This window comes from Pseudomonas sp. NPDC098747, assembly GCF_044760045.1.
Classification (GTDB): domain Bacteria; phylum Pseudomonadota; class Gammaproteobacteria; order Pseudomonadales; family Pseudomonadaceae; genus Aquipseudomonas.
In genome coordinates, this window is sequence record NZ_JBIWAL010000004.1 from 128,572 (window position 1) to 152,332 (window position 23,761).

The window sequence follows — 23,761 nt, forward strand, 5'->3', positions numbered from 1 at the left end:
GGCGTCGATCCTAGTGCGCAAGCTCAGGGGATGTCTTGCGCGCGTGTCCGCAAAGAAATTTGTTTAACGTAGGCCTTGGGCGACTGACCTGTGTGTTGACGAAAGCAGCTATAGAAAGCCGACAACGAATTGAAGCCAGCGGCGAACGCCAGCTCATCGATTCGCACTGGCGGTGCGGCATGGTCCAGTGATTTGAGCAGATGCTGCAGCCGCGCGTGGTTGACGTAGCGGTAGAAACTTTGCCCAAGCACCTGATTAAGCAGGTAGGAAATCTGATTGCGGCTGTACCCGCACTCCTTCGCCACCCGTTGCAGGTCGAGTTCTGGATCGAGGTATGGTTGCTGGCGCTGGAAGTACTGCTGCAGATCGTCGGCCATAAAACTCAGTTGACGCGGCGACAGGCCCAGACGACTGACGGCCGGACGCTGGCTCGGCGCCGTCGTACTGCCAACCTGTGCACGCACCAGCGAGGCGTATTCATTAACGCGCCAGATCAACCCATCCTTGACCGTGATCGCCTCGCTGGAGCGGAACGACACCAACCCCTCGCCGCCGCGCAGGGTCACCTCGTACTGAATGAACGCGGTGTTGCCATCCACGCGAATGCGGTCGCAATGTTCGAGCGCTTCGTCGGATTCTCGCGGCATGCTCACACGCACGTACTCACGCAACTCATCGAGACCGAGCACGCGGTTCTGGAAGAAATCACTGTACTGAATGTCCGGGTGATACAGCGCCATGACGCTGTCCAGATCGCGGTGTTTCCAGCTCAAGTGATAACGCATGACCGTGGCGGTCGTGGCCTGGGTCTGTGCGGGGCCGTCGTCGTCGGCGTGCATAAGGGGCTCGGCGAAAAAGAATCGAGCTTGCCCAAGTTCGGCACGGGCATCAACGACTAATCCGTAGTGGCATTTTGGCGATGATTGCGTAGGCCATGACTTACATCAAAAAATGCGAATCAATCGCAAAATGAACTGAAAACTCTCACAGGAATTTCACATTCAGATGCTACTTTTAATGTCAGTCACCGGTTGAGCCAATGAAGGCTCTTCCCACCTAGCTTGAGCTAAAGGAAGCGCTCGATGAAGAAGGCGGGCAACACATGAATAAAGGTTCAAGCAAAGTCACGTTCCCCAATGCCTGCCAACTGATGCGCTGGCATTTTCATCCCATGGGTTTCGAGGCAACGATGGATGCACCGGGCAGCATGATTGCCCGCCTGTTCGATCGCGCCAGTGGTGCAACCCTGATCGCCATCGCCGGCATCCCGTGCGCAACGGTGATGAACGCCGCAGACGTCGAGCGAATTATCGAGGCTGTGGAGGATGAGCTGGACGCTTTCATTCCTCCAGAGTCTCTCAGGAGTTACGCATAACCTTTTGATTCACAGTAAAAAGCCCGCATTGATGCGGGCTTTTTTGTGGATCATGCGTTTGTCTTGGCTATTCGATGATCAACGAAGAACGGCTTGCCCTTCGCCACTCGGTCTGACGCCTTGGGCATGTTCACCGCTTGTGCTTCCTGCGGCTCGACATACCAATAGCAGTGACTGACGGCGCGGGTAATCCCTACGTACGCCAGGCGCAGGATTTCGTCTTTTTGCGCGCTGTCGTACGCCTCGCTGTCGCCGCTTTTGCCCAATCCGGCCATGCGGTACACCTGGTTCTTGTAAGGGGAACTGGTCAGGTGCTGGCAGTCACCGAGCAAGAATACCGCGTCTGCCTGCAGGCCCTTGGCGCTGTGATACGTCAGTTGTTTCAAACGGCGAGCTTCGTACGGCAAGCTCGAATCAACATTAACTACTGACTTAATATGCTGCTCAATCAATAACTTATCGCTGCTTTTTCGATAAAGCATCAAGATTGAATGGCCTTGTCGATAGTGTTCGGCAAGGCGTTCACCCAATGCCTGATCGTCGCGTTCCAGCACGTTGACTGGCTGCAACGGCTTGGGCTCCCCGCTGGCCTTGGCCTTCTTCCCGGGGATGGCCGGGGCGGCGCGCACGATGTGTTCAGCCGCATCGATGATGTGCTGATGACTGCGATAGTTGTCACTGAGCATCACTCGCGTGGTGCTCGGCGACGGGAATTCCTTGTTGAACTCCATGAAATAGCTCGGTGAAGAGCCGCGCCAACCGTAAATAGATTGCCAGTCATCCCCCACACACAGCAGCGAGGAACGCTGCGCGCCCCGTCCGACATGCATGGCGGGCCCACGGCTGCGAATCTCCGAGAGACTTGCGCGAATCCAAGAAACGATCTGCGGCGAAACGTCCTGAAATTCATCGATCATCAGGTGCGACATCGGTCGCAACAGCTCATCGCTGAGCAGCTTGAGGTTTTCCGGCGAGTGCTCGCTGAACAGCGCGAACATGCGGTTGTAGGTCATGATTGGCGGTTTCTGGTCGAGCAGATGATCTTCCAGCGCGCGCCAGAACAGGCTCAACGCTTCGAAGAAAAACCGGTCTGGATCATCTTTGGCGAAACTCATGCGGCCAACGGCGTCCGGCACGTCCAGGCCCAGGTTCTCGATGAAGCCCGCCGCCGCCACGAAACAGTCGAGTAACGGCGCGGAGGCCAGTTCGCCTTTAACCTTGTAATCGAAGCCTGGGCCAGCACTGGCGTCGCCGGCCAACGTTGCCAGAACGCGTTTTGATGACTCATAACTATCTAGCCATATCAATGGCTTACGACAGAAAGCTTGAAACAGGGTGCGCTTTACTGCCCACTCCGCGCGTATTGAAAGTTTCGCATTCGGTCGGCAGAGCTGGGCGTTTTCCCGGGGATCGAAACCGAGCACGACCCACGCGTCGATGCTCGGAATGTAGCCATGGCAGTGGAATTTCGCGCCGTTGATTTCGAAGGTCTGGCGATTTGGCTCGATGCCTTTGATAGGCCAGGCACCGGCGCGGAACCACAGATCTTCGATGGCATCGCAAAGCTCTTCATCCCGCTTGGCCGCCAGTTCGGTGACGGCCATGCGCTTCTGCACATCCGGGTGATCTCGCTCCAGCTCCTTGAGCTGTAACCCGGCCTTGGACATTGGCTGAATCAGTTGGCGGAAACGTTCATCCTGAGTGAACAAGCGGTGATAGCAGGCATTGAGCTGTTGGCGCTGCGCGTCGTTGATGCGCAGGTCGAACGGATTGCTGTCGACCTCCTCGTCAGCGCCGGGCGCTCGATGACTGAGGTTCTCGAAAGCCTGCAAACGCTCGAATCCCGCCAGGCTACGCACCATCGGCAGGATTCGCGAATGGAAGGTTCGCACCAATTCTCGCGCCTGTTTCAGGCTCAAGGCTCGACCCCAGAGTGAAAACAGCTCGATCAGCTTGTTGATGAAGTCCTTGCGCGATTCGCGGGTGAAGGTCACCACGGTCATCGAATCGAGCTCGAAGCCCAGATAGTGGGTCAACAATAGAATGCGCAGTACTAGCGTGGTCGACTTGCCCGCGCCAGCACCGGCCACCACGGAAGTCGAAGGCGTATCGCTGAAAATCATCTTCCACTGCGCCGCGCTTGGCTGAGCGTGTACGGGGAGTAAACGCGCAACATCAGCTTTGATGCGTTTCTTCAGCTCAGCCGTGAGCGGCAGGCGCCAGTCGTCAAACAGGTGATTGTCCACGCTTGGCGGACGATGCTCGGTGTTGCGGCTGTCGCGGATCAGCAGCACTTGCCGGCCTTCTTCAAACCCCTCGAGCTTTCCCTCTTTATAGCCGTACTCGACACCCGCAGTGTGGCCGCTACGAAAGCCATCCGCCTGACCATGTAGCCATGAAGCACGGTGTTGCGCGCGTAAGCGAGTCAGACCGTGACCGAAGAAACGCGCGGCCAGGCGCTTGATCCATGGCATCTCGGCCAATGGACGAAGTTCGGGAGGAAGTTCGGGGGTTTGTTGCGCCACGCTGACGGGCTCCAGTGGGGTAAGGCTATTGAGGGCTATGGTGGCTTTATTTAACGCGCAGTTCTAGCGAAATGCTTACACGTCATTGGTTTAGACGATGAATTGAAGGTGAGATGAGACGGGTTGGAATTTCTATTTCATCAACCTATTCGATCTTGATGCCGCAGTTTTTACGCTTTTTATCGATGTTTAGCTGATAGATGATCGCCGTCATAAACCACCGGTCTTGCGCCGGGTGCAGCCATCGCGCCCCGTCATGAACCTTTTGAGGAGACGATCATGCTTGAACTCAGACCTTTCAACTCGCTGGGCGGCGCCCATCATGGCTGGTTGGATGCCCATCACCATTTTTCGTTCGCCGAGTACTACGATCCACAACGCATGAACTGGGGCAATCTTCGGGTGTGGAATGATGACGTGATTGCCGCAGGCACCGGTTTCCCGCAGCACCCGCATCGCGACATGGAGATCATCACTTACGTGCGCGAAGGTGCAATTACCCACCAGGACAACCTTGGCAACAAGGGACGCACCGAGGCTGGCGACGTGCAGGTGATGAGTGCTGGCACCGGTATCGCGCACAGTGAATACAACCTGGAAGCCCGGGACACCAAAATCTTCCAGATCTGGATCTTGCCGACCGAAACCGGCGCCCCGCCGTCGTGGGGCGCGAAACCCTTTCCCAAAGGTCAGCGCGAAGGGTTTTTGACCTTGGCCAGCGGCAAAGATGGCGATGATCAGAGCCTGCGTATTCGCGCCGATGCACGCTTGGTGGCGGCGAATATCAAGGCCGGGGAAACGGCGGAATATCGTCTGGATGAGGGGCGCCGAGCTTATCTGGTTCCCGCTACGGGCGTGATTGAAGTCAATGGCTTACGCGCACAAGCTCGAGACGGTGTAGCGGTTGCAGATGAGCAGGTGCTGACGGTCACAGCGATTGAAGACAGCGAGATTGTGTTGGTGGATCTGGCTTGATTGCTTGAATTGCAGGCGTAAAAAAGGGCAACCGCAATGGTTGCCCGTTTTTTTGGCTTGGCAGCCCTTGTTTGTGGTGAAGGATTTCAGCTTATTTGCTGGAAATCGCGCCATCCACCAGAGCTTGGGCTTCAACCACCAATTGCTTGAGGTGTTCGTCGCTGATGAAGCTCTCGGCGTAAATCTTGTAGATGTCTTCGGTGCCTGACGGACGCGCCGCGAACCAGCCGTTTTCGGTCATCACTTTCAAGCCGCCGATCGCCTGATCATTGCCCGGTGCATGACTGAGAATGCTCTGCATCTTCTCGCCCGCCAGTTCAGTCGAGGTGACTTGCGCCGGTGACAACTTGCTCAGCAGCGCTTTCTGTTCCGGGTTGGCCTTGGCGTCTACACGCACCGAGAACGGCTCGCCCAGTTCATCGGTCAGCGCTTTATAGGCCTGGCTTGGATCGCGCCCGGTGCGAGCGGTCATTTCTGCCGCGAGCAGTGCCGGGATCAGACCGTCCTTGTCAGTGCTCCATACACCGCCGTCCTTGCGCAGGAACGAAGCACCAGCGCTTTCCTCGCCGCCAAAACCCAGCGAACCGTCGAACAAACCGTCGGCAAACCATTTGAAACCGACCGGCACTTCGTAAAGACGACGCCCCAGACGCTTGGCCACGCGATCGATCAGTCCGCTGCTGACCACGGTTTTACCCACGCCAGCATCGGCACGCCACTGCGGACGGTTCTGGAACAGATAATCGATGGACACCGCCAGATAGTTGTTCGGCGCAAGCAAGCCACCGGACGGGGTCACGATGCCGTGGCGATCATGATCCGGGTCGCAGGCAAACGCCACGTCAAAACGCTCCTTCAGACCGATCAAGCCTTGCATCGCATGGCTCGATGATGGGTCCATGCGAATCTGGCCATCCCAATCGACGGTCATGAAACGGAAGGTTGGATCGACTTGCTTGTTCACCACGTCCAGATCCAGACGATAGTGCTCGGCAATCGCCGACCAGTAGCGCACCCCTGCTCCACCCAGCGGATCGACACCCAGATGCAGTTTCGCATCACGAATGGCATCGAAGTCGATCACGTTGATCAGATCGGCAACGTAGGTATTCACGTAGTCGTGACGATGGGTGGTGCTGGCCTTGAGCGCCTGCTCGTAACTGACGCGTTTCACGCCAGCCAGTTTATTGGCCAGCAGCTCGTTGGCCTTGGCTTCGATCCACTTGGTGATGTGGGTGTCTGCCGGCCCGCCGTTGGTTGGGTTGTATTTGTAGCCACCGCTTTGTGGCGGGTTGTGCGACGGCGTGATGACGATGCCATCGGCCAGACCCGAAGTGCGGCCGCGGTTGTAGCAAAGAATGGCATGGGAAATGGCCGGCGTCGGCGTGTACTCGTCGCCCTCGGCGATCATCACGGTCACACCGTTCGCTGCCAGCACTTCCAGAGCGCTGGCGCCCGCAGGAGTCGACAGCGCGTGAGTGTCGATGCCGACAAACAGCGGCCCGGTGATTCCTTGAGCCTCGCGATACAGGCAGATCGCCTGGCTTATCGCCAACACGTGCCATTCGTTGAAACTCAGGTCGAAGGAACTGCCCCGATGCCCCGACGTGCCAAACGCCACGCGCTGCGTGGAAATGGAAGCGTCAGGCTGGCCGGTGTAATAAGCCGTTACCAGTCGCGGGATATCGACCAACAATTCTGCCGGTGCCGGTTTGCCCGCAAAAGGACTGAGTGTCATGCAAAACCTCTGAAATAGAGTGATTCAGGAATAGAGCGCAGTTTACTGGCAGTTTGACCGTAGTGCGATGGGATCTATCCGGATCCCTTCCGATGTTTTTTAACGTTAGCCCTCGGGTGCCAGACGCAATGCGTCGCCTAGCAGCCCGACGACATTGGCCAGATCGTGGTCACCATGGCTCAGCGGGCTCAAGCGCAGATGATGCGCATGCAAACCCTGCAGGCTGAACAATTCCCCGGGAGCAATGATGATCTGTTGCTTGAGCAGGCGCTGAAAGACATCGCCCATGTCCACCGGACGCAACGAGCGTACCCACACCGTCGCCCCGCCCTGCGGCTCGACAATCTGCAACGCGTCGCCCAGGCGCTCGCGCAATAACTGGATCAGTTGCGTCCTTCGCTCCTTGAGCATCCGCCGCAGTACCGACAAATGCTGGTCCAGCCGCCCGCCACCCAACAATCTCGCAATCGCTTTCTGGCGGATTGGCGACAAACGAAACGCACGCAACAGGAAATGGCGCTGCAACTCACTGCGCCAATGGTGCGACAGAACAAAACCGAAAGGCGCCTCTGCACCGATGAACTTCTCAAATGTGGAAAACACCAGCAACCGATCCGGGTCCAGCCAGTCGCGCAAGCGCTGGGAGTCGCCACCTTCATCGAGTTCGCTGTAGCAGTCGTTTTCCAGAACCCAGGTGCCATGACACCCGAGCAGATGGGCAATCGCCTGCCGATTGGTCGCAGACAGCAGGCTGCCCTGTGGCATGCTCAACGCTGAAGACAACAGGATCAGTCGCACTGGCTCGCTGTTGAGCAAAGACTCCAGACGCTGCGGATCAATCACCCCATTGGCAAGCAGCGGAAACTCGATGACGCGCACCTCGGCTGAGTCCAGCAGACGCAGGATCACCCAGTCACATGGCGACTCAACCACCACAGTTGCTCCACGCAACTCGAGTACCGAAATCAGAATTTCCAGTACCCCGCGCAAATCGGCGCCGATATAGACGTCATCGGCATTCCAGCAATTCACCGTAGACGAGGTGTAACGCGCAGCCAGCACGGTGCGCAATTCCAGCTCACCGCAAGGTTGCACCAGCATTTGCGGCTGGCGCGGATACTGGCGCAGCAGTTCCCGCTCAAGCATCAATAAAGGGCTGTCCAGTGGTTGCAGCGAAGCCGGGTCATCCGCACTCAGCACACACATCCCCGGACGCTTGGCATTGACATAGACGGTTTCAAGCATATCCCTGCCGCAACCCGGCAAGTCCAGCGTGGGCAGTGCTTGCGCGTAATAACCGGATTTGGCGATCGAATAGACCCGACCTTCCTTTTCCAGCAACGAATAGGCGTATTGGACGGTCGAAATCGACACATTCAGTCGATCAGCCAATTGCCGCAATGACGGCAAGCGCCCTGCCGCGCTGCTCCCTGCTTCCTCGATCAGCAGCGTCAGGTAGCGATAAACAGCCTGATAAACAAAGTCGTTTTCCCGCGATACTTTCACGAGCCGTCATCCATGGGCTGTGATTCAGGGGTAGGCGATTGGCTCACGGTCAGGCTTCCGCCGATCGATCGTTTGCAGGCTCGGCACCCGCCTCCTTCGCACTGGCGCTCTCGCCGGACGCAGGCAGCCGAAGGGACCCCATCGAGTAAAGACGCACAATCAATCTGACCGGCAACCCGCTGACGTCCGTCATCCATTTCAGCACTTGCTCGGGTGCATGCTGCCCTTGCATTGCCCGATGCAGATCCGGCAATGCCACCAACATGCCAGGATGGCAATTGCGCAGAAACCGTTCCAGCCCAGCGCCGCTATCATTAAACGGTGCAAACAACAGGCACGTCAGCTGGACATCGTTCAGATCGAAACTGGCCAAGAGGCAGCCTTCCGCCTGCGCGCGCAACTGCTGCGGATCCTGCAGATTGCCGAAATTGGCAAGCATCTGTTCGCAAACCGGCTCGGGGACCTGTTTGCGACGCATTGTTACCAAGCTGCTTTCCAGGTAGTCGCCGATTCCGGCCTGGTAGGTGCGCCCCTCGATGAATCGCGCCTGCATTCCTCGCAGATGCGCAGCTACCAGAGGATCTGCATACTCATCGTCACTTTGATACAGGCTCAGGTCATCCGCCTGGAACCCTAGGAAGTCACTGAGCAATGGCCAGCGCTCCTCGAGCTTGCCGACAATCATGTCGTTGATGTTTATGAAACCGGTGCGCCGACATGCTTCGAACTCACCCTCGGGTCGCCACATTACCCGCTCCTCTTCGGTGTAGAACTCGCGGTAGTAATCGCCCCCTAGCCCGTCGAGCAGCGGGAACAGCGCTTCAAAACCTGCGCAACTCACCAGCGGACCGGCAATGGCGGCTTTTTGCACGGCACGACTCAAGCCGTCGAGAAAGTGCTTCTGGCGGTGCAACGACTCACTGCCGATCATGGCATCGACACCGTTGTTCCAGCGGGCGATCTGACCGTAGTACTCGGCAGTGGCCAAATAGGCGTCATCCCACAATTCGAGCGCTTCGCTGTAGGTTCTGCGATGACCGAGCAGCAGAAGATTAAGTCGGTTGGTCTCACGCCCCTCTTCGCAGATCGGTGCCTGATGGTCGAATGGCAGGACCTGGCGATGATCCAGCATCAACAGCTCGACCCGAGGATCGTCATAGAGGAACAGCGCCCCGTAGCTGCGGTGCATGTTCTGCATTGCCATGGAACTGTTGCCGTTCCAGCGCCAAGTCGCCACGCGCAGTTGAAACGTCCCGGGGGCACGCCCGGCGATACTCAACTGCGCTGCCCGCAGCAGGGCCAATGTGTAACAGCTGTCCCGCGACCCGGTCTGGTTAACCAGTACCTTGAAATGACCGATGTTCTCCATGCCGCCAGCAGCCACCGCCAGTCGCTGGATCAGCAACTGCAATGCCGTACGTTCGGCTCGTGAGAAGAAACTCAGCAAACGTTGCAATACTTGCTGGTAGACATAATTCATTGCCTGATCATGGATCGTGCTCATCGGTATTTACCCGGTATAAAAGTTTTATTGCGCGCAGCCAGAACATCGACCGCAAGACAATTCATCAATAAGTTATAGACGCTCAGATGCTAACACTTACAATTTCGTAGTTATTTGAAACATTTGAACCAAAAAAACTCGACAATTCTCGCAAGACAACCTCAAGCGACTGTAATCGTTGGATATTTTTTATGGTTAAATATTCCTAGGAAACTTCCCACAAGGTCCCACGACAAGTGATTACAAGATAAAGAGAACGCATTTCGGAATAGCCCTACAGCAATTAAACAGATATTGACGCGTTTAACAAAGCTGGGAGCTATATGTCGAAAAGGATAAATTGAATGCACAGCCATGGCTCATTCCTTGAGATGAAAGTAATCACTCAATTATCAGGGCTTACATGGCGATTAAAAGATACAGATCGGGAGCAAAAACCAGTTCAGTTGCTGAACGGATCGCGGATCAGGCATCGGGGATGCTTTGCATTTCAGAGGAAATAAACACACAAGAGTCCGTGGGGCCACGGACTCTGATTACCATCGTTACGCCGGTTCGACTTGCAGGGCGACCCGTTCGCGGCATGGACATTCGTCCATGTAGCGATGCGCTTCGACGAACTCGCTGAACGGGAACACCCGGGTCTTGAGCGGTAGCAACACGCGGTCAGCGGTCAACTGGTTGATATCACGCAGGGCACGTTGCAGAGCGACGTGATCCTGGGCAATGCCCAGTTCCGGCTTGCCGGTGAAGTTGCCAATGCAGTGCACGAAGAACTGGATGTTCTTCTGGAACGCTGCACAGGCCGGGAACGGCGTCTGGTTACCACCCTGCAAGCCGTACAAAACAAGGCTGCCACGCGGCGCCAGTACATCACCAAGCAGCGACATCTGCGGGCCACCAAGGCCGTCGAAGACTACGTCGACGCCACGGTTGTCGGTGATCTTGTTGATTCGCATCAACAGATCTTCCTCTTCGGTGACAATCACCTTTTCCGCGCCCAGAGACAGCAGGTACTCGCGCTCTCCCGCCTCTTTGGTGGCGGCAATGACCCGCACACCCATGGCCTTGCCCAACTGTACAAACGAAGGGCCGGCGCAATGGCTGGCGTCAGTGACCAGGGCAAACTGCCCGGGTTTGACCCGTGCCAAATCGGCGTAAGCGAAATAGGCGATCAACAGCGGCGTGTAATGCACACTGGCTTCGATCGGGCTGAGCACATCCGGATAACGGGTCAGCGCGGTACGCGGCAGCACGATCGACTCGCCGTAGACCGGGTAGTCGTTCGGACTTTCGGCCGGGAAACTGGCGACCTTGTCACCGACAGACAAGTCTTCGACATCAGCGCCGATCGCCGTAACCACACCGGCCATTTCATGGCCGAGGCCTGATGGCAGACGTGCTTGGGACGACGCCAGGTTCTGACGCCAGAGCGTGTCGTACCAGCTGATGCCGATTGCTTCGACACGCACCTGCACTTCGCCAGGACCTGGCTGAGCGGCCGCATGCTCTTCGCATTTGAGCACCTCGGCCGGACCAAACTTGTGAAAACGGATCGTGCGGGACATCGCAAACCTCGTCAAAGTAACCTCTAATGCCACGAACTCTATCTGGGCTTTTAACCCAAGACTATCAGTGGCTATTAATAGTCGACATGCCTGTCATTGATTCCGCAGTATGGGCGGTATTGGCAAAATCCATGAAAAACTGCTGCCACCGTTTGAGTAAAGCTGAATTTTCCGGTGCAGAGTACCAGCCTTTCCCCGTAAGATTCATGCCGGCCATTGTTCTCATATGGCCGCCCTCGTCAAGCTTGATGACTCTGCCAGGACTCCAGATGAATCGTAATGACCTGCGTCGTGTCGACCTGAACCTGTTGATCGTATTCGAAACATTGATGCATGAACGCAGTGTGACCCGCGCCGCCGAGAAGCTGTTCCTCGGCCAGCCGGCGATCAGTGCGGCGCTCTCGCGCCTGCGCAGCCTGTTCGATGATCCCTTGTTCGTACGCACCGGCCGGAGCATGGAACCGTCCGCCCGCGCGGTGGAAATCTTCGCCCTGCTCTCGCCTGCCCTCGACTCGATTTCGACCGCCGTCAGCCGTGCGGCAGAATTCAACCCGGCCACCAGTACTTCGGTATTTCGGATCGGTTTGTCGGATGACGTCGAATTTGCCTTGCTGCCGATGCTGCTAAAACGCCTGCGCGCCGAATCGCCGGGAATTGTGCTGGTGGTGCGCCGGGTCAACTACATCCTGATGCCGGGCCTGCTGGCCTCCGGCGAAATCTCGATCGGCGTCAGCTACACCACCGACTTGCCGGCCAACGCCAAGCGCAAAGTGCTGCGCCGCAGCGCGCCCAAGCTGTTGCGCGCCGACACCGTGCCGGGGCCGCTGAGCCTCGACGATTATTGCGCCCGCCCCCACGCACTGGTGTCGTTTGCCGGCGACCTCAGCGGCTTTATAGATGAAGAACTGGAGAAACTCGGCCGCAAACGCCACGTGGTACTGGCCGTGCCGCAGTTCAATGGTTTGAGCACACTACTGGCCGGAACCGACATTGTCGCGACCGTGCCGGACTATGCCGCCGATGCACTGACGTCTGCTGGTGGCGTTCGCGCAGAAGATCCGCCGTTGCCGACGCGCACGTTCGAACTGCACATGGCGTGGCGTGGTTCGCAGGATAATGATCCGGGCGAGCGTTGGCTGAGGTCGCGGATTCAGATGTTTTTTGGGGATCCGGATAGCCTTTAACTTCCAGCCAACTGTCTCCCTATTCTCCGCTGAGTCGAAGCACCGCAAACCAGCAAAGCCCCGCTTCAAGGGGCTTTGTCTTGAAAGGACGAATGCATGCTCGACAAGTGAGCGAGACCGGAACAATTCAATATATTCCCGTGCTGAGCCCTGAGGGGCTAATGACCTTCAGCTTCACCCAAGTCACAAGGACGTACTGATGCTCCCTTTGCTACAGAACCTTTGCGCGAATGCAATATGTCGCTCCATTCGCGCCTTGGTGCTGGTCAGTTTCACGCTGCTCGGCAGCGGATGCGCGATGTTTTCGAACACCACAACGTTAAAAACGGATCTGCCCGCTCGATTCAGTGTCTTCACCACCGCGCATTACAGTCCCTTACTCGGAGGCGTGTGCTTGTTGCCCGAGGATTACGCTGGAGATCCCGAGCCTGATAAAAAGCGCTTCTACAGTGAGTCCCATCCCGCGCCCTTCACCTCCACCTTCGAAGTAAACGTGAGTTACAACGTCGCCGACTGCTTGCCGGTTCTGAGTGGCTTCACTTTCTTGATCCAGGGGCAGCGACAACACGGACAAAACGAAAAAGAGTACGGCACGTCCACTGTCTTTTTGGAGGTTGAGACTTTCCTGAGGGAAGACGAGGAACTCGCCACCCGAATTGACGAGCAAGTGCTTGAGGTACGCTGTTATTGGCGAGGGCCGGCGCGTGACAGTGGTGCAAGACAGCAACTCAAATGTTTTGGGGTGGACGCAAACGGAAAGGAACGTAAGGGCCCACAGTTAGGCGTTCTGAAAAACAGGCAGCTTCAGGGCTTGACGTTGCGATTGCAGGTCAGTGTTATGGAAGCTAACGACCCTAGTTGATCGCTGCCTGCGGTCTCGAATTCAGATGCTTTTCGGGGACTTGAAAAGTCTCTGATCGACAGGTCTGCTCAACCTGATTGAAAGCCCGGGAATTGCTCCCGGGCTTTTTCGTTCGTCCGGCGCTTTTCATTTTTGTGTGACAGATCCCGTTTCAGGGCTCCCGCTAAGCTCAGCAGCGGTGTTAGTTTGTGAGAGTGGTGTCTCAACGTTGAGACACGCCTTACTCACTGCCCTGCAAAGGAATGCCCTTCGTAATGAATTTCCCTTTCAAGCAATTGGCTGCCACCACGTTGATGCTGGCCGGTCTTTCCGTATTCACTGCGCCCGCTCAGGCCAATATCACCCCGCAGCAAAGCGCTGAAATCCTCAAAACCTTCAGTGCCAATAAGACTACGGATTTCCGTCAGTTCCTCGGCAGCGTGGCCAAGAGCGATCTGGCGAAAACAGCCAATATCGGCCCGGCCATTAGCGCTTTCCTCGACAAAAAGACGCTGACCGCTGAGCAGCAAAACGAGATCTATCGCCTGCTCGGCATTTACGCACGCGTGAAGTACAGCGCGGCAGCCACCGAGACTCTGCGCGAGCTGGTGGAGATCCCGACCTTTCGCAAGGATGGCGTTGCCCAGCACGACAATCCGGAATTCATCAAGATCGCTGAGAAGATCAAGGACCTGGCCAAGTCCTTCAACCTGAATTTCCGCAACATCGACAATCGCGTTTACGAGATTTCCCTGGAAGGCTCAGGCGATGAGGTGGTCGGCATTCATGCTCATGCCGACGTGGTGCCGGTGACGCCGGAGAACTGGGTCTTGAAGGACGGTACGCGTCTGGACCCGTTCAAGATCACCCTGATCGGCGATCGGATGTATGGCCGCGGCACCGAGGATGACAAGAACGGCATCGTAGTAACGATGTATGCGATGAAGGTGATCAAGGAAGAAAAGCTGCCACTGGCACGTAATTTCAAGCTGTTGGTGGACACCACCGAAGAAACCACTGGCGACGCCATCCCGTATTACTTCGAACGCAATCCGACACCCAATTACAACCTGGCGCTGGATGGCGGTTACCCGGTGGTGATTGCCGAGAAAGGCTACGGCACGGTCATGGCCAACTTTGCCAAGCGCAAGGCTGAGGGCAAAGGCGCGGAAATCATCTCGATGACAGGCGGCCTGGCGACCAACCAGATTCCTTCTGCGTCCGTCGCGACGCTGATTACGGACAAACCTGCCGAACTCGTCGCCAGCCTGCAAAAGGCCGGCGACGAATATGCCAAACGCAATGGCGGCAACTTCGAAGTCAGCGCCAAGGTCGACGGCAAGGACGTGAAGTTGACGGTGACCGGTGTGTCCGCGCACTCCTCCGAGCCCGAGTCCGGGGTCAACCCGGTAGCGCGGATGCTCGACTTCATCAATGGCCTTGATGGCAAGGTCGCGCTCAAGCACAACCATATTACCGACGCCGCACGCTACGCCGCTGACAACTGGGGTCTGGATTACCTGGGCAACAAACTCAATGTCGGCTTCTCCGATGCCTTCATGGGGCCACTGACAACGTCGCTGACCTACGTCGGCATGGATGACAAAGCGTTTAAACTGGCTGTCAACCTGCGCGTGCCGAAAGGCAAGTCGCCGGAGAAGCTCAAGGCCGAAATCGCCGAGAAACTCGCGGCATGGAGCAAAAAAAGTCATGTGGCCGTCGCCTTCGACTATTCGATCGCCGAGCCGATGTACCGTAATCCCGAGGGCGAGTGGGTCAAAGCGCTGCTGGCGGTTGCCACTGAAAACCTGGGCATGAAACACGAGTTCGGCACTTCCGCCGGCGCGACCTCGGTGCATGAATTGCCCAATGGCGTGCAATTCGGTCTGGCCCGGCCAGAGGTCAAGTACACCGGTCACACCGACGGTGAATTCAAGACCGTGGAGCAATTCCAACTCGATCTGCAGATCGTGACGGAAATGATTGGCCGGATCGGCCAGCTGCCGAAGCTCTAATGTGCGTGTGGCGAGGGAGCGAACTCCCTCGCCACCGCTCATAAATCCCCCCGCAGCTCACCTCCACAACACTGCTTTCAACAGTAAAGATAGATAATGGCAAAGTGCCGTGACAAATTTGGTAATAAAGTTTAACTTAGCGCGCCCCGCCAGATGGAAGGTCGGGTTTCAGCACTCAGTTAAGGAAAACGATGGCAATGGTCTATTGTCGTGCTTGCGCCAAGGAGCTTCACGAAACGGCGCTCAACTGCCCCCAATGCGGGGCTGGCCAGCAGGCCTTTGTGCCGCAAACGCAAGCCGAGGCCCCTTGGCTGGCCATCGTTTCACTGATCCTCGGGATCATCTGCGCACTCACCCTGTTTGATGACTCTGAATGGGACAGTGAGACGATCCTCGGTGTGGGGGTTCTCTGCATCGCAGGTCTCGCTTGCGGAATCATCTGCATCAACCAAAAACACTCAGGAAAAAACCTCGCGATCGCCGGCATTATTTTGTCAGGCCTTACTGCGTTCGTTTTGTTCTGTCTATCGATTGAATAATTTTAGGGAAAAAATATGAGCATGGTTTTCTGCCGCGGTTGCGCCAAGGAAATAAGCACACTGGCCGCGGCTTGCCCACAGTGCGGGGCGCCTCAAGCAGCCCAACAGTCCTATGCAAATGGCCCGGCCATTACGACGGGTAATCCATACATCGAAGCGTTGAAGAACTACGTCGTGTTTCAAGGGCGCGCCACTCGCCGTGAATACTGGATGTTCATTCTGATCAACCTAGGGATCTCCATCGTCTTCGGTGTCATAGATGCCATGCTGAACACCAATGGCCTGCTGTACAACCTCTACAGCCTGGCAGTATTCCTGCCAGCTCTCGCGGTAGGCGTACGCCGTATGCACGACACCGATCGCAGCGGCTGGTGGATCTTGCTGCCAATCGTCAACATCGTGTTCCTGGCGCAAGACAGCCAGCCGGGCCCGAATCGTTTCGGTAAGAACCGCAAAGGCGACAACTGATACACATCGGCATGTAGCTGATCGAGACGGCCTTCATGGCCGTCTCTTTGTTTCTGAAATCCGTACTTGTCCAAGTTGCTACATCTTTACTGGCCGCGTAAAACAGAAATGTCATGAAGATATTGATAGCCCCCTAACGAAAGGTGCATGCTAGAGGGCTCGTTCGGGTCTTATATCATTCCGAATGATAGTTACCTTCGCGTCATTCGATTCGTTTGCTACCTACCCGCCGAGCATCATCCGCCCATCTTCAATACTTGGCGGATGCATTCCATGGAACAGTCACTCAAACATTTGCGCTTCCCGTTGGCCTTGTTGGCCGTACTGGTGATGAGCGCTTGCGGCAAGAATCCGGAAACCGCCGCCGCCCCACCCGCTGCCAAAGTCAGCGTGGCCAAGGTGCTGGAACAACCGGTCAACGAGTGGGACGAATTCACCGGGCGTCTCGAAGCGCCGGAAACCGTTGAAATCCGTCCACGTGTCTCCGGCCAGATCGACCAGGTTGCTTTCACTGAAGGCGCACTGGTCAAGAAAGGTGACCTGCTGTTCCAGATCGACCCGCGTCCATTCCAGGCTGAGGTCCGCCGCCTCGAAGCTCTGGTTGCACAATCGCGCGCCAACGCGACCCGCAGTGAAAACGAGGCCGGCCGTGGTGAACGTCTGCGTGCCAGTAACGCGATCTCCGCCGAACTTGCCGACTCGCGCACCAGCGCCGCGCAAGAAGCCCGCGCCGCCGTGGGTGCACTGCAAGCGCAACTGGATCTGGCCAAGCTGAACCTGAGCTTCACCCGCGTTACCGCGCCAATCAGCGGTCGCGTCAGCCGTGCCGAGATCACCGCCGGCAATCTGGTAACCGCCGACACCTCGCCTCTCACCACCGTGGTCTCTACCGACAAGGTCTACGCCTACTTCGACGCTGACGAACGTGTGTTCCTCAAATACACCCAACTCGCCCGTCAGGGTCAGCGCGGAGCCACCACCCCGGTGTACATGGGTCTGTCCAATGAAGAGGGCAATCCGCACCTGGGCCAGATGAACTTCGTCGACAACCAGGTCAATCCGAAAACCGGCACTATCCGTGGCCGCGCGGTATTCGACAACAGCGATGGCACCTACACCCCAGGCCTGTATGCACGCCTGAAACTGGTGGGCAGTGGCACCTACGACGCCATGTTGATCAACGACGAAGCCGTCGGTACCGATCTGGGCAAGAAATTCGTGCTGGTCATGGATGCGGACAACAAAACCGTTTACCGCGCCGTCGAACTCGGCCCGAAAATCGAAGGCCTGCGCATCGTCCGTAGCGGCCTGAACAAGGACGACACCATCATCGTCAAGGGTCTGCAACGCGTACGCCCTGGCTCACCGGTCACTCCAGAAGTCGTGCCGATGGCCAGCGAGCAAACCATCGCGGCACTCGCACAACAACGTCAAGCGCTGGAAGCCAGCAACCTGCCTAAAGTCGCCCCTGCCAAAGGCGCGTCTGGCTCGGTTGTGAAGCTGGCCGCTACGACCCCACGCGGTTAAGGGACGACAACTCCGATGAATTTTTCCCAATTCTTCATTTCACGGCCGATCTTCGCAGCGGTACTGTCGCTGTTGATCCTGATCGCCGGTGCGATTTCGCTGTTCCAGTTGCCGATCAGCGAATACCCGGAAGTCGTGCCACCGACCGTGGTGGTGCGTGCAAACTTCCCGGGCGCCAACCCAAAAGTCATCGGTGAAACCGTGGCAGCTCCTCTGGAGCAAGCCATCACCGGCGTTGAGAACATGCTTTACATGTCCTCGCAATCGACCGCTGACGGCAAGATTACCCTGACTATCACCTTCGCCCTGGGTACTGACCTGGACAACGCGCAGGTGCAGGTGCAGAACCGGGTAACCCGGACCGAGCCGAAACTTCCCGAGGAAGTGACGCGCATTGGTATCACCGTCGACAAGGCTTCGCCTGACCTGACCATGGTTGTGCACTTGACCTCGCCGGACAAGCGTTACGACATGCTCTACCTGTCCAACTACGCGATCCTCAACATCAAGGATGAGCTCGCTCGTCTGGGCGGTGTCGGTGATGTGCAACTGTTCGGCATGGGCGATTACTCGCTGCGAGTGTGGCTTGATCCAAACAAAACCGCTTCGCGCAATCTGACGGCTACCGATGTGGTTACCGCCATTCGTGAGCAGAACCGCCAAGTGGCTGCCGGCCAGCTGGGTGCACCCCCTGCGCCGACTGCGCAGAGCTTCCAGTTGTCGGTCAACACTCAGGGCCGTCTGGTCACTGAAGAAGAGTTCGAGAACATCGTCATTCGTGCAGGTGACGACGGTGAAATCACTCGACTCAAAGACATCGCGCGGATTGAACTGGGTTCCAGCCAATACGCATTGCGTTCGCTGCTGAACAATCAGCCGGCGGTGGCTATCCCGATCTTCCAGCGTCCAGGTTCCAACGCCATCGATATTTCGAACGACGTTCGGGCAAAGATGGACGAGTTGAAGAAAGGTTTCCCGCAGGGCATGGATTACAGCATCGTCTATGACCCGACGATCTTCGTGCGCGGTTCCATCGAAGCGGTGGTTCACACTCTCTTCGAAGCGCTGATCCTCGTGGTGCTGGTAGTGATCCTGTTCCTGCAAACCTGGCGCGCCTCGATCATTCCGTTGGTGGCGGTGCCGGTATCGTTGATCGGTACGTTTGCGGTGATGCACCTGTTCGGCTTCTCGCTCAATGCGCTGTCGCTGTTCGGCCTGGTATTGGCCATCGGTATCGTGGTGGACGACGCCATCGTGGTGGTGGAGAACGTTGAGCGAAACATCGAGCTCGGACTGACACCGATCGAGGCCACCAAGCGCGCCATGCGTGAAGTGACCGGACCGATCGTTGCCACGGCGCTGGTGCTGTGTGCGGTGTTTATTCCAGCAGCGTTCATCTCCGGCCTCACTGGTCAGTTCTATAAGCAGTTCGCACTGACCATCGCGATCTCGACCGTGATCTCGGCGTTCAACTCGCTGACCCTGTCGCCGGCACTGGCCGCGGTATTGCTGAAAAGTCATGACGCACCGAAAGACCGTTTCTCGAAAGTGCTCGACAAGATCTTCGGTGGCTGGTTGTTCCGTCCGTTCAACCGTTTTTTCGAACGTGCCAGTAATGGTTACGTCGGCACTGTAGCGCGGGTTATCCGCAGCAGTGGCATCGCCCTGATCTTGTACGCAGGCCTGATGGTGCTGACCTTCTTCGGGTTCTCGCACACCCCGACCGGTTTCGTACCCGGCCAGGACAAGCAATACCTGGTGGCTTTCGCGCAATTGCCGGACGCTTCGAGCCTGGATCGCACCGAAGACGTGATCAAGCGCATGTCCGATATGGCGCTGAAACAGCCAGGCGTGGAAGCCGCCGTGGCGTTCCCGGGACTGTCGATCAACGGTTTCACCAACAGTCCGAACGCCGGCATCGTGTTCGTGACCCTGAAACCGTTCAACGAACGTAAAGACCCGAGCATGTCTGCTGGTGCAATTGCCGGTGCCCTGAACGGCCAGTTCGCAGAAATTCAAGAGGCGTACATGGCGATCTTCCCGCCACCGCCGGTACAGGGTCTGGGCACCATTGGTGGTTTCCGCCTGCAAATCGAAGACCGGGGCAACCTGGGCTACGACGAGCTGTACAAAGAAACCATGAACATCATCAACAAGAGCCACGGCGTGCCGGAACTGGCTGGCCTGTTCACCAGTTATACCGTGAACGTGCCGCAGGTCGATGCAGCTATCGACCGCGAGAAAGCCAAGACTCACGGCGTGGCGGTCAGCGACATCTTCGACACCCTGCAGATTTACCTGGGTTCGCTGTATGCCAACGACTTCAACCGTTTCGGACGTACCTATCAGGTCAACGTTCAGGCCGAGCAACAGTTCCGCCTCGAATCCGACCAGATCGGTCAACTGAAAGTGCGTAACAACAAAGGCGAAATGATCCCACTGGCGACCTTCATCAAGGTCAGCGACACCTCGGGGCCGGATCGCGTGATGCACTACAACGGCTTCATCACCGCGGAAATCAACGGTGCGGCAGCCCCCGGCTACAGCTCCGGCCAGGCCGAAAAAGCCATCGAGAAATTGCTCAAGGAAGAACTTCCGAACGGCATGACCTACGAATGGACCGACCTGACCTTCCAGCAGATTCTGTCCGGTAACACCGCGCTGTTCGTGTTCCCGCTCTGCGTACTGCTGGCGTTCCTGGTACTCGCGGCTCAGTACGAAAGCTGGAGCCTGCCACTGGCAGTGATCCTGATCGTACCGATGACCCTGCTGTCGGCCATCACTGGTGTGATCATCTCCGGCGGTGACAACAACATCTTCACCCAGATCGGACTGATCGTACTGGTGGGACTTGCGTGTAAGAACGCGATTCTGATCGTCGAGTTCGCCAAGGATAAACAGGAAGAAGGCCTCGACCCGCTCGCCGCGGTACTGGAAGCCTGCCGTCTGCGTTTGCGGCCGATCCTGATGACCTCCTTCGCGTTCATCATGGGCGTGGTGCCACTGGTGTTCTCCAGCGGTGCCGGTGCAGAGATGCGTCATGCCATGGGTGTGGCGGTGTTCTCCGGGATGCTCGGGGTGACCTTCTTCGGTCTGTTGCTGACGCCAGTGTTCTACGTACTGATTCGTAACTTTGTCGAACGCGGCGAAGCCCGCAAAGCGGCCAAGACCATGAAACTGGAGGCGCAACAATGAGTCTGAAAGTCTTCCTGCCGAGTCTGCTGGTGCTGGCCTTGAGCGCCTGCGCCGTCGGCCCCGACTACAAGACCCCGGCGACGGAGGCGGCCAACATCACGTCCGCCACCGACGGCGCCAACGGTCAGAAGAACTTTGACCGTGCGAAGTTCGAAGGCATCTGGTGGCAGCAATTCGACGATCCGACCCTTAACCAGTTGGTGACGCAATCGCTGCAAGGTAACCGTGAATTGCGTGTGGCGTTTGCCCGCTGGAAAGCGGCGCGGGCGATCCGCGATGACGCCAGCAATGACATCATGCCGACCATCACCAGCCGCGCCAGCAGTGACCTGGCCAAGGGGCAAATCCCCGGCCAGACCACCAACCGGGTCAGCAGTGAACGCTATGACCTGGGCCTGGACATGGCCTGGGAACTGGACTTGTTCGGGCGCATTCAGCGCAATCTGGAAGCCAGCGATGCCGATCAGCAGGCCGCCGAAGCCGATCTTTACCAACTGCAAGTCACCATGATTGCCGAACTGGTAGACGCCTACGGTCAACTGCGTGGCGCACAGCTGCGGGAAAAGATCGCAGTGGCCAACCTGAACAACCAGCAGGAGTCACGCAAGATCACCATCAGCCTGCGTGACGCCGGCGTTGGCGATCAGCTCGATGTCGAACGTGCCGATGCGCGTCTGGCCTCGGTCGAAGCCAGCGTGCCGCAACTGCAAGCCGAGCAGGTTCGTCAGAAAAACCGTATCGCCACCCTGCTGGGTGAGCGGCCGGACAAACTGACCGTCGACTTGAGTCCGAAAGACTTGCCAGCGATTGCCAAAGCCTTGCCAATCGGTAATCCCGGCGAGCTGCTGCAACGTCGTCCGGACATCCTCAGTGCCGAACGCCAACTGGCTTCTGCCACGGCGCGAATTGGCGTGGCGAAAGCAGACCTGTTCCCACGGGTCAGCCTCAGCGGTTTCCTCGGCTGGACAGCCGGGCGTGGTTCGCAGATCGGTTCCTCGGCGGCCAACGCCTGGGCATTGGGCCCAAGCATCACTTGGGCGGCGTTCGACCTCGGCAGCGTGCGGGCCCGTTTGCGCGGTGCTGATGCCGATGCCGAAGGCGCCTTGGCGACCTACGAGCAACAAGTGCTGCTGGCATTGGAAGAGTCGGAAAACGCCTTCAGCGATTACGGCAAACGTCAGCAACGCCTGATCTCGCTGATTCGCCAGAGTGAATCGAGCCGCAAGGCTGCCGACTTGGCAGAGATTCGCTATCGCGAAGGCACCACTGACTTTCTCGTGCTGCTCGATGCCCAGCGTGAACGACTGAATGCCGAAGACAGTCAGGCCCAGGCCGAAGTGGATTTGTACCGCGGCATTGTCGCGATCTACAAAGCCCTCGGCGGCGGCTGGCAGCCGGAGACGGTCGCCAGCAAGTAATCATTAATTGTTAAAGAGCTCCTTTGGTTGGCCGCAACCAACCAATTTTTTGCCCCGCGTATCATTCGGTCGCGGGGCTTTTTTGTGCCTGTTGAAAATGACTAACATTCCCTGTGAGAGCGTTTTGGGCACACTCATCAAAGTGACTCCTGCAAGCGTAGACACTGCATCGAAAGCCTGAAGCCTCACAAAGTCGACAGAACTTGTAGGCCGATTCGCATGCCAAGGGTTTGACTCGCGGCCCGAGCTGACCGAAGCTTGCCGCTCTGTTCAAGTACACCAGTTTTCGGAAACCCGCATGCCTCAGTCTCGCCGCTATCTGCTTATCTGCCTTGGCCTTGTGCTTATTGTCGTCGTGGCGTGGCTAGCCTTGCGCAGCACCACGCCGGTCATTCCAGACGCGATCAAGCACGGCTACAGCGAGGCGCTGGGCGCTGCCCGAGCCGGCGAACCGGGGGCGGCACGTCGGCTGTATCAGCAATTGGCCCGGCCGGATATTTCGGTCAAGCGACGCGTCTGGCTGCACGGCGAACTGGCCAATTACCCGAGCCCACAGGCGTTGAAACTCGCCGATGCGGATCTGCAGCACGAAGCACCCGAGGTGCGGCTGGCAGCGATCAAAAGTGTGGTTGGGCTAGTGCCTGGCGGGCAACGCAGCCTGTTGCTGGGGCCGATGCTTGATGATGCAGAGCCGAGCGTTCGGTTTGCCGCGATCAACGCCCTGCTCGGCCTGACCCCGGATGAACTGGGGCTGTATTTTGCACCGTTGCAGCAGGCAATTGATGGCTGGGAGCAAACACTTAAGGATCAACCGCCGAGTGCCGCTGCTTACGCGCAACTGGCGCGCCTCTATCTGCATAACGCCGAACTGAAACAGGCACAGCAAGCATTGGAGAATACGCTGCGCCTGGACCCCGGCAACCTGCCGGCGCTGGTGATGCAGATCGATGTGCTCGACCGCCAGGGCCAGACCGACGCCGCCCGGCAGTTGCTCGCCAAAAAGCTTAAAGCCCAGCCTGACTCCGCCTATCTGCAACATGCCCTGGGTCTGTGGTTGCTGCACCACGGTCAGCGTGAATACGCCCTGCTCGGTTTGTCCAAAGCGGTGGAACTGGAGCCGGACAACAAGGATTACCGCTACGACCTCGCCACCACTCTACACAGCGCAGAGGAGCTGGAAGCGGCGCAAAACCAGTTGCAGGAAATCGTCCAGCGCCATCCGGCCGATCGCAAGGCACGGGTTCTGCTGATCAACTATTGGAAGGAAAGCGGACAGTTGCAGAACGTGCAGATTCTGCTAGCCCAGCTTGAACAGTTAAACCCCGACGATCCAGCAATACAGCAAGGTCTTTGAGACTGATGCTGTACGGTGGTGAGGGGAAT

General features: G+C 57.5%; 17 protein-coding genes. 11 read left to right on the forward strand and 6 right to left on the reverse strand.

Annotation, left to right across the window (positions count from 1 at the left end):
- Positions 1-23: 23 nt before the first annotated feature.
- On the reverse strand, positions 24-839 hold the full coding sequence (locus tag ACIQVE_RS03895; protein WP_402804742.1) for a helix-turn-helix domain-containing protein: 816 nt from the start codon (positions 837-839) through the stop codon (positions 24-26).
- 263 nt (positions 840-1,102) lie between these two features.
- Here ACIQVE_RS03895 and ACIQVE_RS03900 point away from each other — a divergent pair, with 263 nt between their 5' ends.
- Entirely contained in the window at positions 1,103-1,375 is a 273-nt protein-coding gene (locus tag ACIQVE_RS03900; RefSeq protein ID WP_402804744.1) for a DUF1652 domain-containing protein, read from the forward strand.
- 50 nt (positions 1,376-1,425) lie between these two features.
- Here ACIQVE_RS03900 and ACIQVE_RS03905 read toward each other — a convergent pair whose 3' ends face one another.
- Entirely contained in the window at positions 1,426-3,900 is a 2,475-nt protein-coding gene (locus ACIQVE_RS03905; protein WP_402804746.1) for a UvrD-helicase domain-containing protein, read from the reverse strand.
- A 279-nt stretch (positions 3,901-4,179) separates the two neighbouring features.
- On the opposite strand from ACIQVE_RS03905, the gene ACIQVE_RS03910 reads away from it, so the two are divergent.
- Complete coding sequence (locus ACIQVE_RS03910; RefSeq protein ID WP_402804747.1) at positions 4,180-4,875, forward strand: pirin family protein; 696 nt, start codon at positions 4,180-4,182, stop codon at positions 4,873-4,875.
- A 91-nt stretch (positions 4,876-4,966) separates the two neighbouring features.
- On the opposite strand, the gene pgm is transcribed toward ACIQVE_RS03910, so the two are convergent.
- From pgm to ACIQVE_RS03930, 4 genes are all read right to left on the reverse strand, one after another.
- Positions 4,967-6,613: a phosphoglucomutase (alpha-D-glucose-1,6-bisphosphate-dependent) gene (pgm, locus tag ACIQVE_RS03915; RefSeq protein WP_402804749.1), complete on the reverse strand. Its 1,647-nt coding sequence runs from the start codon at positions 6,611-6,613 to the stop codon at positions 4,967-4,969.
- Between the two features lie 105 nt (positions 6,614-6,718).
- Positions 6,719-8,119 carry a PLP-dependent aminotransferase family protein gene (locus tag ACIQVE_RS03920; RefSeq protein ID WP_402804751.1) on the reverse strand — a complete coding sequence of 467 codons (1,401 nt, stop codon included), beginning with the start codon at positions 8,117-8,119 and terminating at the stop codon, positions 6,719-6,721.
- Between the two features lie 49 nt (positions 8,120-8,168).
- Positions 8,169-9,623: a hypothetical protein gene (locus ACIQVE_RS03925; RefSeq protein WP_402804753.1), complete on the reverse strand. Its 1,455-nt coding sequence runs from the start codon at positions 9,621-9,623 to the stop codon at positions 8,169-8,171.
- 545 nt (positions 9,624-10,168) lie between these two features.
- A complete protein-coding gene (locus ACIQVE_RS03930; RefSeq protein WP_402804755.1) occupies positions 10,169-11,191 on the reverse strand; it encodes a zinc-dependent alcohol dehydrogenase family protein in 1,023 nt (340 codons plus the stop codon).
- Positions 11,192-11,460: 269 nt separating this feature from the next.
- Here ACIQVE_RS03930 and ACIQVE_RS03935 point away from each other — a divergent pair, with 269 nt between their 5' ends.
- The 9 genes from ACIQVE_RS03935 (at position 11,461) to ACIQVE_RS03975 (ending at position 23,732) form a co-directional block, all read left to right on the forward strand.
- Positions 11,461-12,375, forward strand: a complete 915-nt coding sequence (locus ACIQVE_RS03935; protein WP_402804757.1) for a LysR family transcriptional regulator — start codon at positions 11,461-11,463, stop codon at positions 12,373-12,375.
- A gap of 199 nt (positions 12,376-12,574) precedes the next feature.
- Positions 12,575-13,237, forward strand: a complete 663-nt coding sequence (locus ACIQVE_RS03940) for a hypothetical protein (protein ID WP_402804759.1) — start codon at positions 12,575-12,577, stop codon at positions 13,235-13,237.
- Positions 13,238-13,491: 254 nt separating this feature from the next.
- Positions 13,492-15,231, forward strand: coding sequence for a dipeptidase (locus tag ACIQVE_RS03945; RefSeq protein WP_402804761.1), 1,740 nt, complete (start codon positions 13,492-13,494; stop codon positions 15,229-15,231).
- Between the two features lie 191 nt (positions 15,232-15,422).
- Entirely contained in the window at positions 15,423-15,770 is a 348-nt protein-coding gene (locus tag ACIQVE_RS03950) for a DUF4190 domain-containing protein (RefSeq protein ID WP_402804762.1), read from the forward strand.
- 15 nt (positions 15,771-15,785) lie between these two features.
- A complete protein-coding gene (locus ACIQVE_RS03955; protein WP_402804764.1) occupies positions 15,786-16,238 on the forward strand; it encodes a DUF805 domain-containing protein in 453 nt (150 codons plus the stop codon).
- 273 nt (positions 16,239-16,511) lie between these two features.
- A complete protein-coding gene (gene mexE / locus ACIQVE_RS03960; protein WP_402804766.1) occupies positions 16,512-17,765 on the forward strand; it encodes a multidrug efflux RND transporter periplasmic adaptor subunit MexE in 1,254 nt (417 codons plus the stop codon).
- Positions 17,766-17,780: 15 nt separating this feature from the next.
- On the forward strand, positions 17,781-20,960 hold the full coding sequence (locus ACIQVE_RS03965; RefSeq protein WP_402804768.1) for an efflux RND transporter permease subunit: 3,180 nt from the start codon (positions 17,781-17,783) through the stop codon (positions 20,958-20,960).
- Positions 20,957-22,378, forward strand: a complete 1,422-nt coding sequence (locus ACIQVE_RS03970) for an efflux transporter outer membrane subunit (protein WP_402804770.1) — start codon at positions 20,957-20,959, stop codon at positions 22,376-22,378. The genes ACIQVE_RS03965 and ACIQVE_RS03970 overlap by 4 nt, the downstream gene beginning before the upstream one ends.
- Positions 22,379-22,676: 298 nt before the next feature.
- A complete protein-coding gene (locus tag ACIQVE_RS03975; protein ID WP_402804772.1) occupies positions 22,677-23,732 on the forward strand; it encodes a tetratricopeptide repeat protein in 1,056 nt (351 codons plus the stop codon).
- The last annotated feature ends 29 nt before the right edge of the window (positions 23,733-23,761 follow it).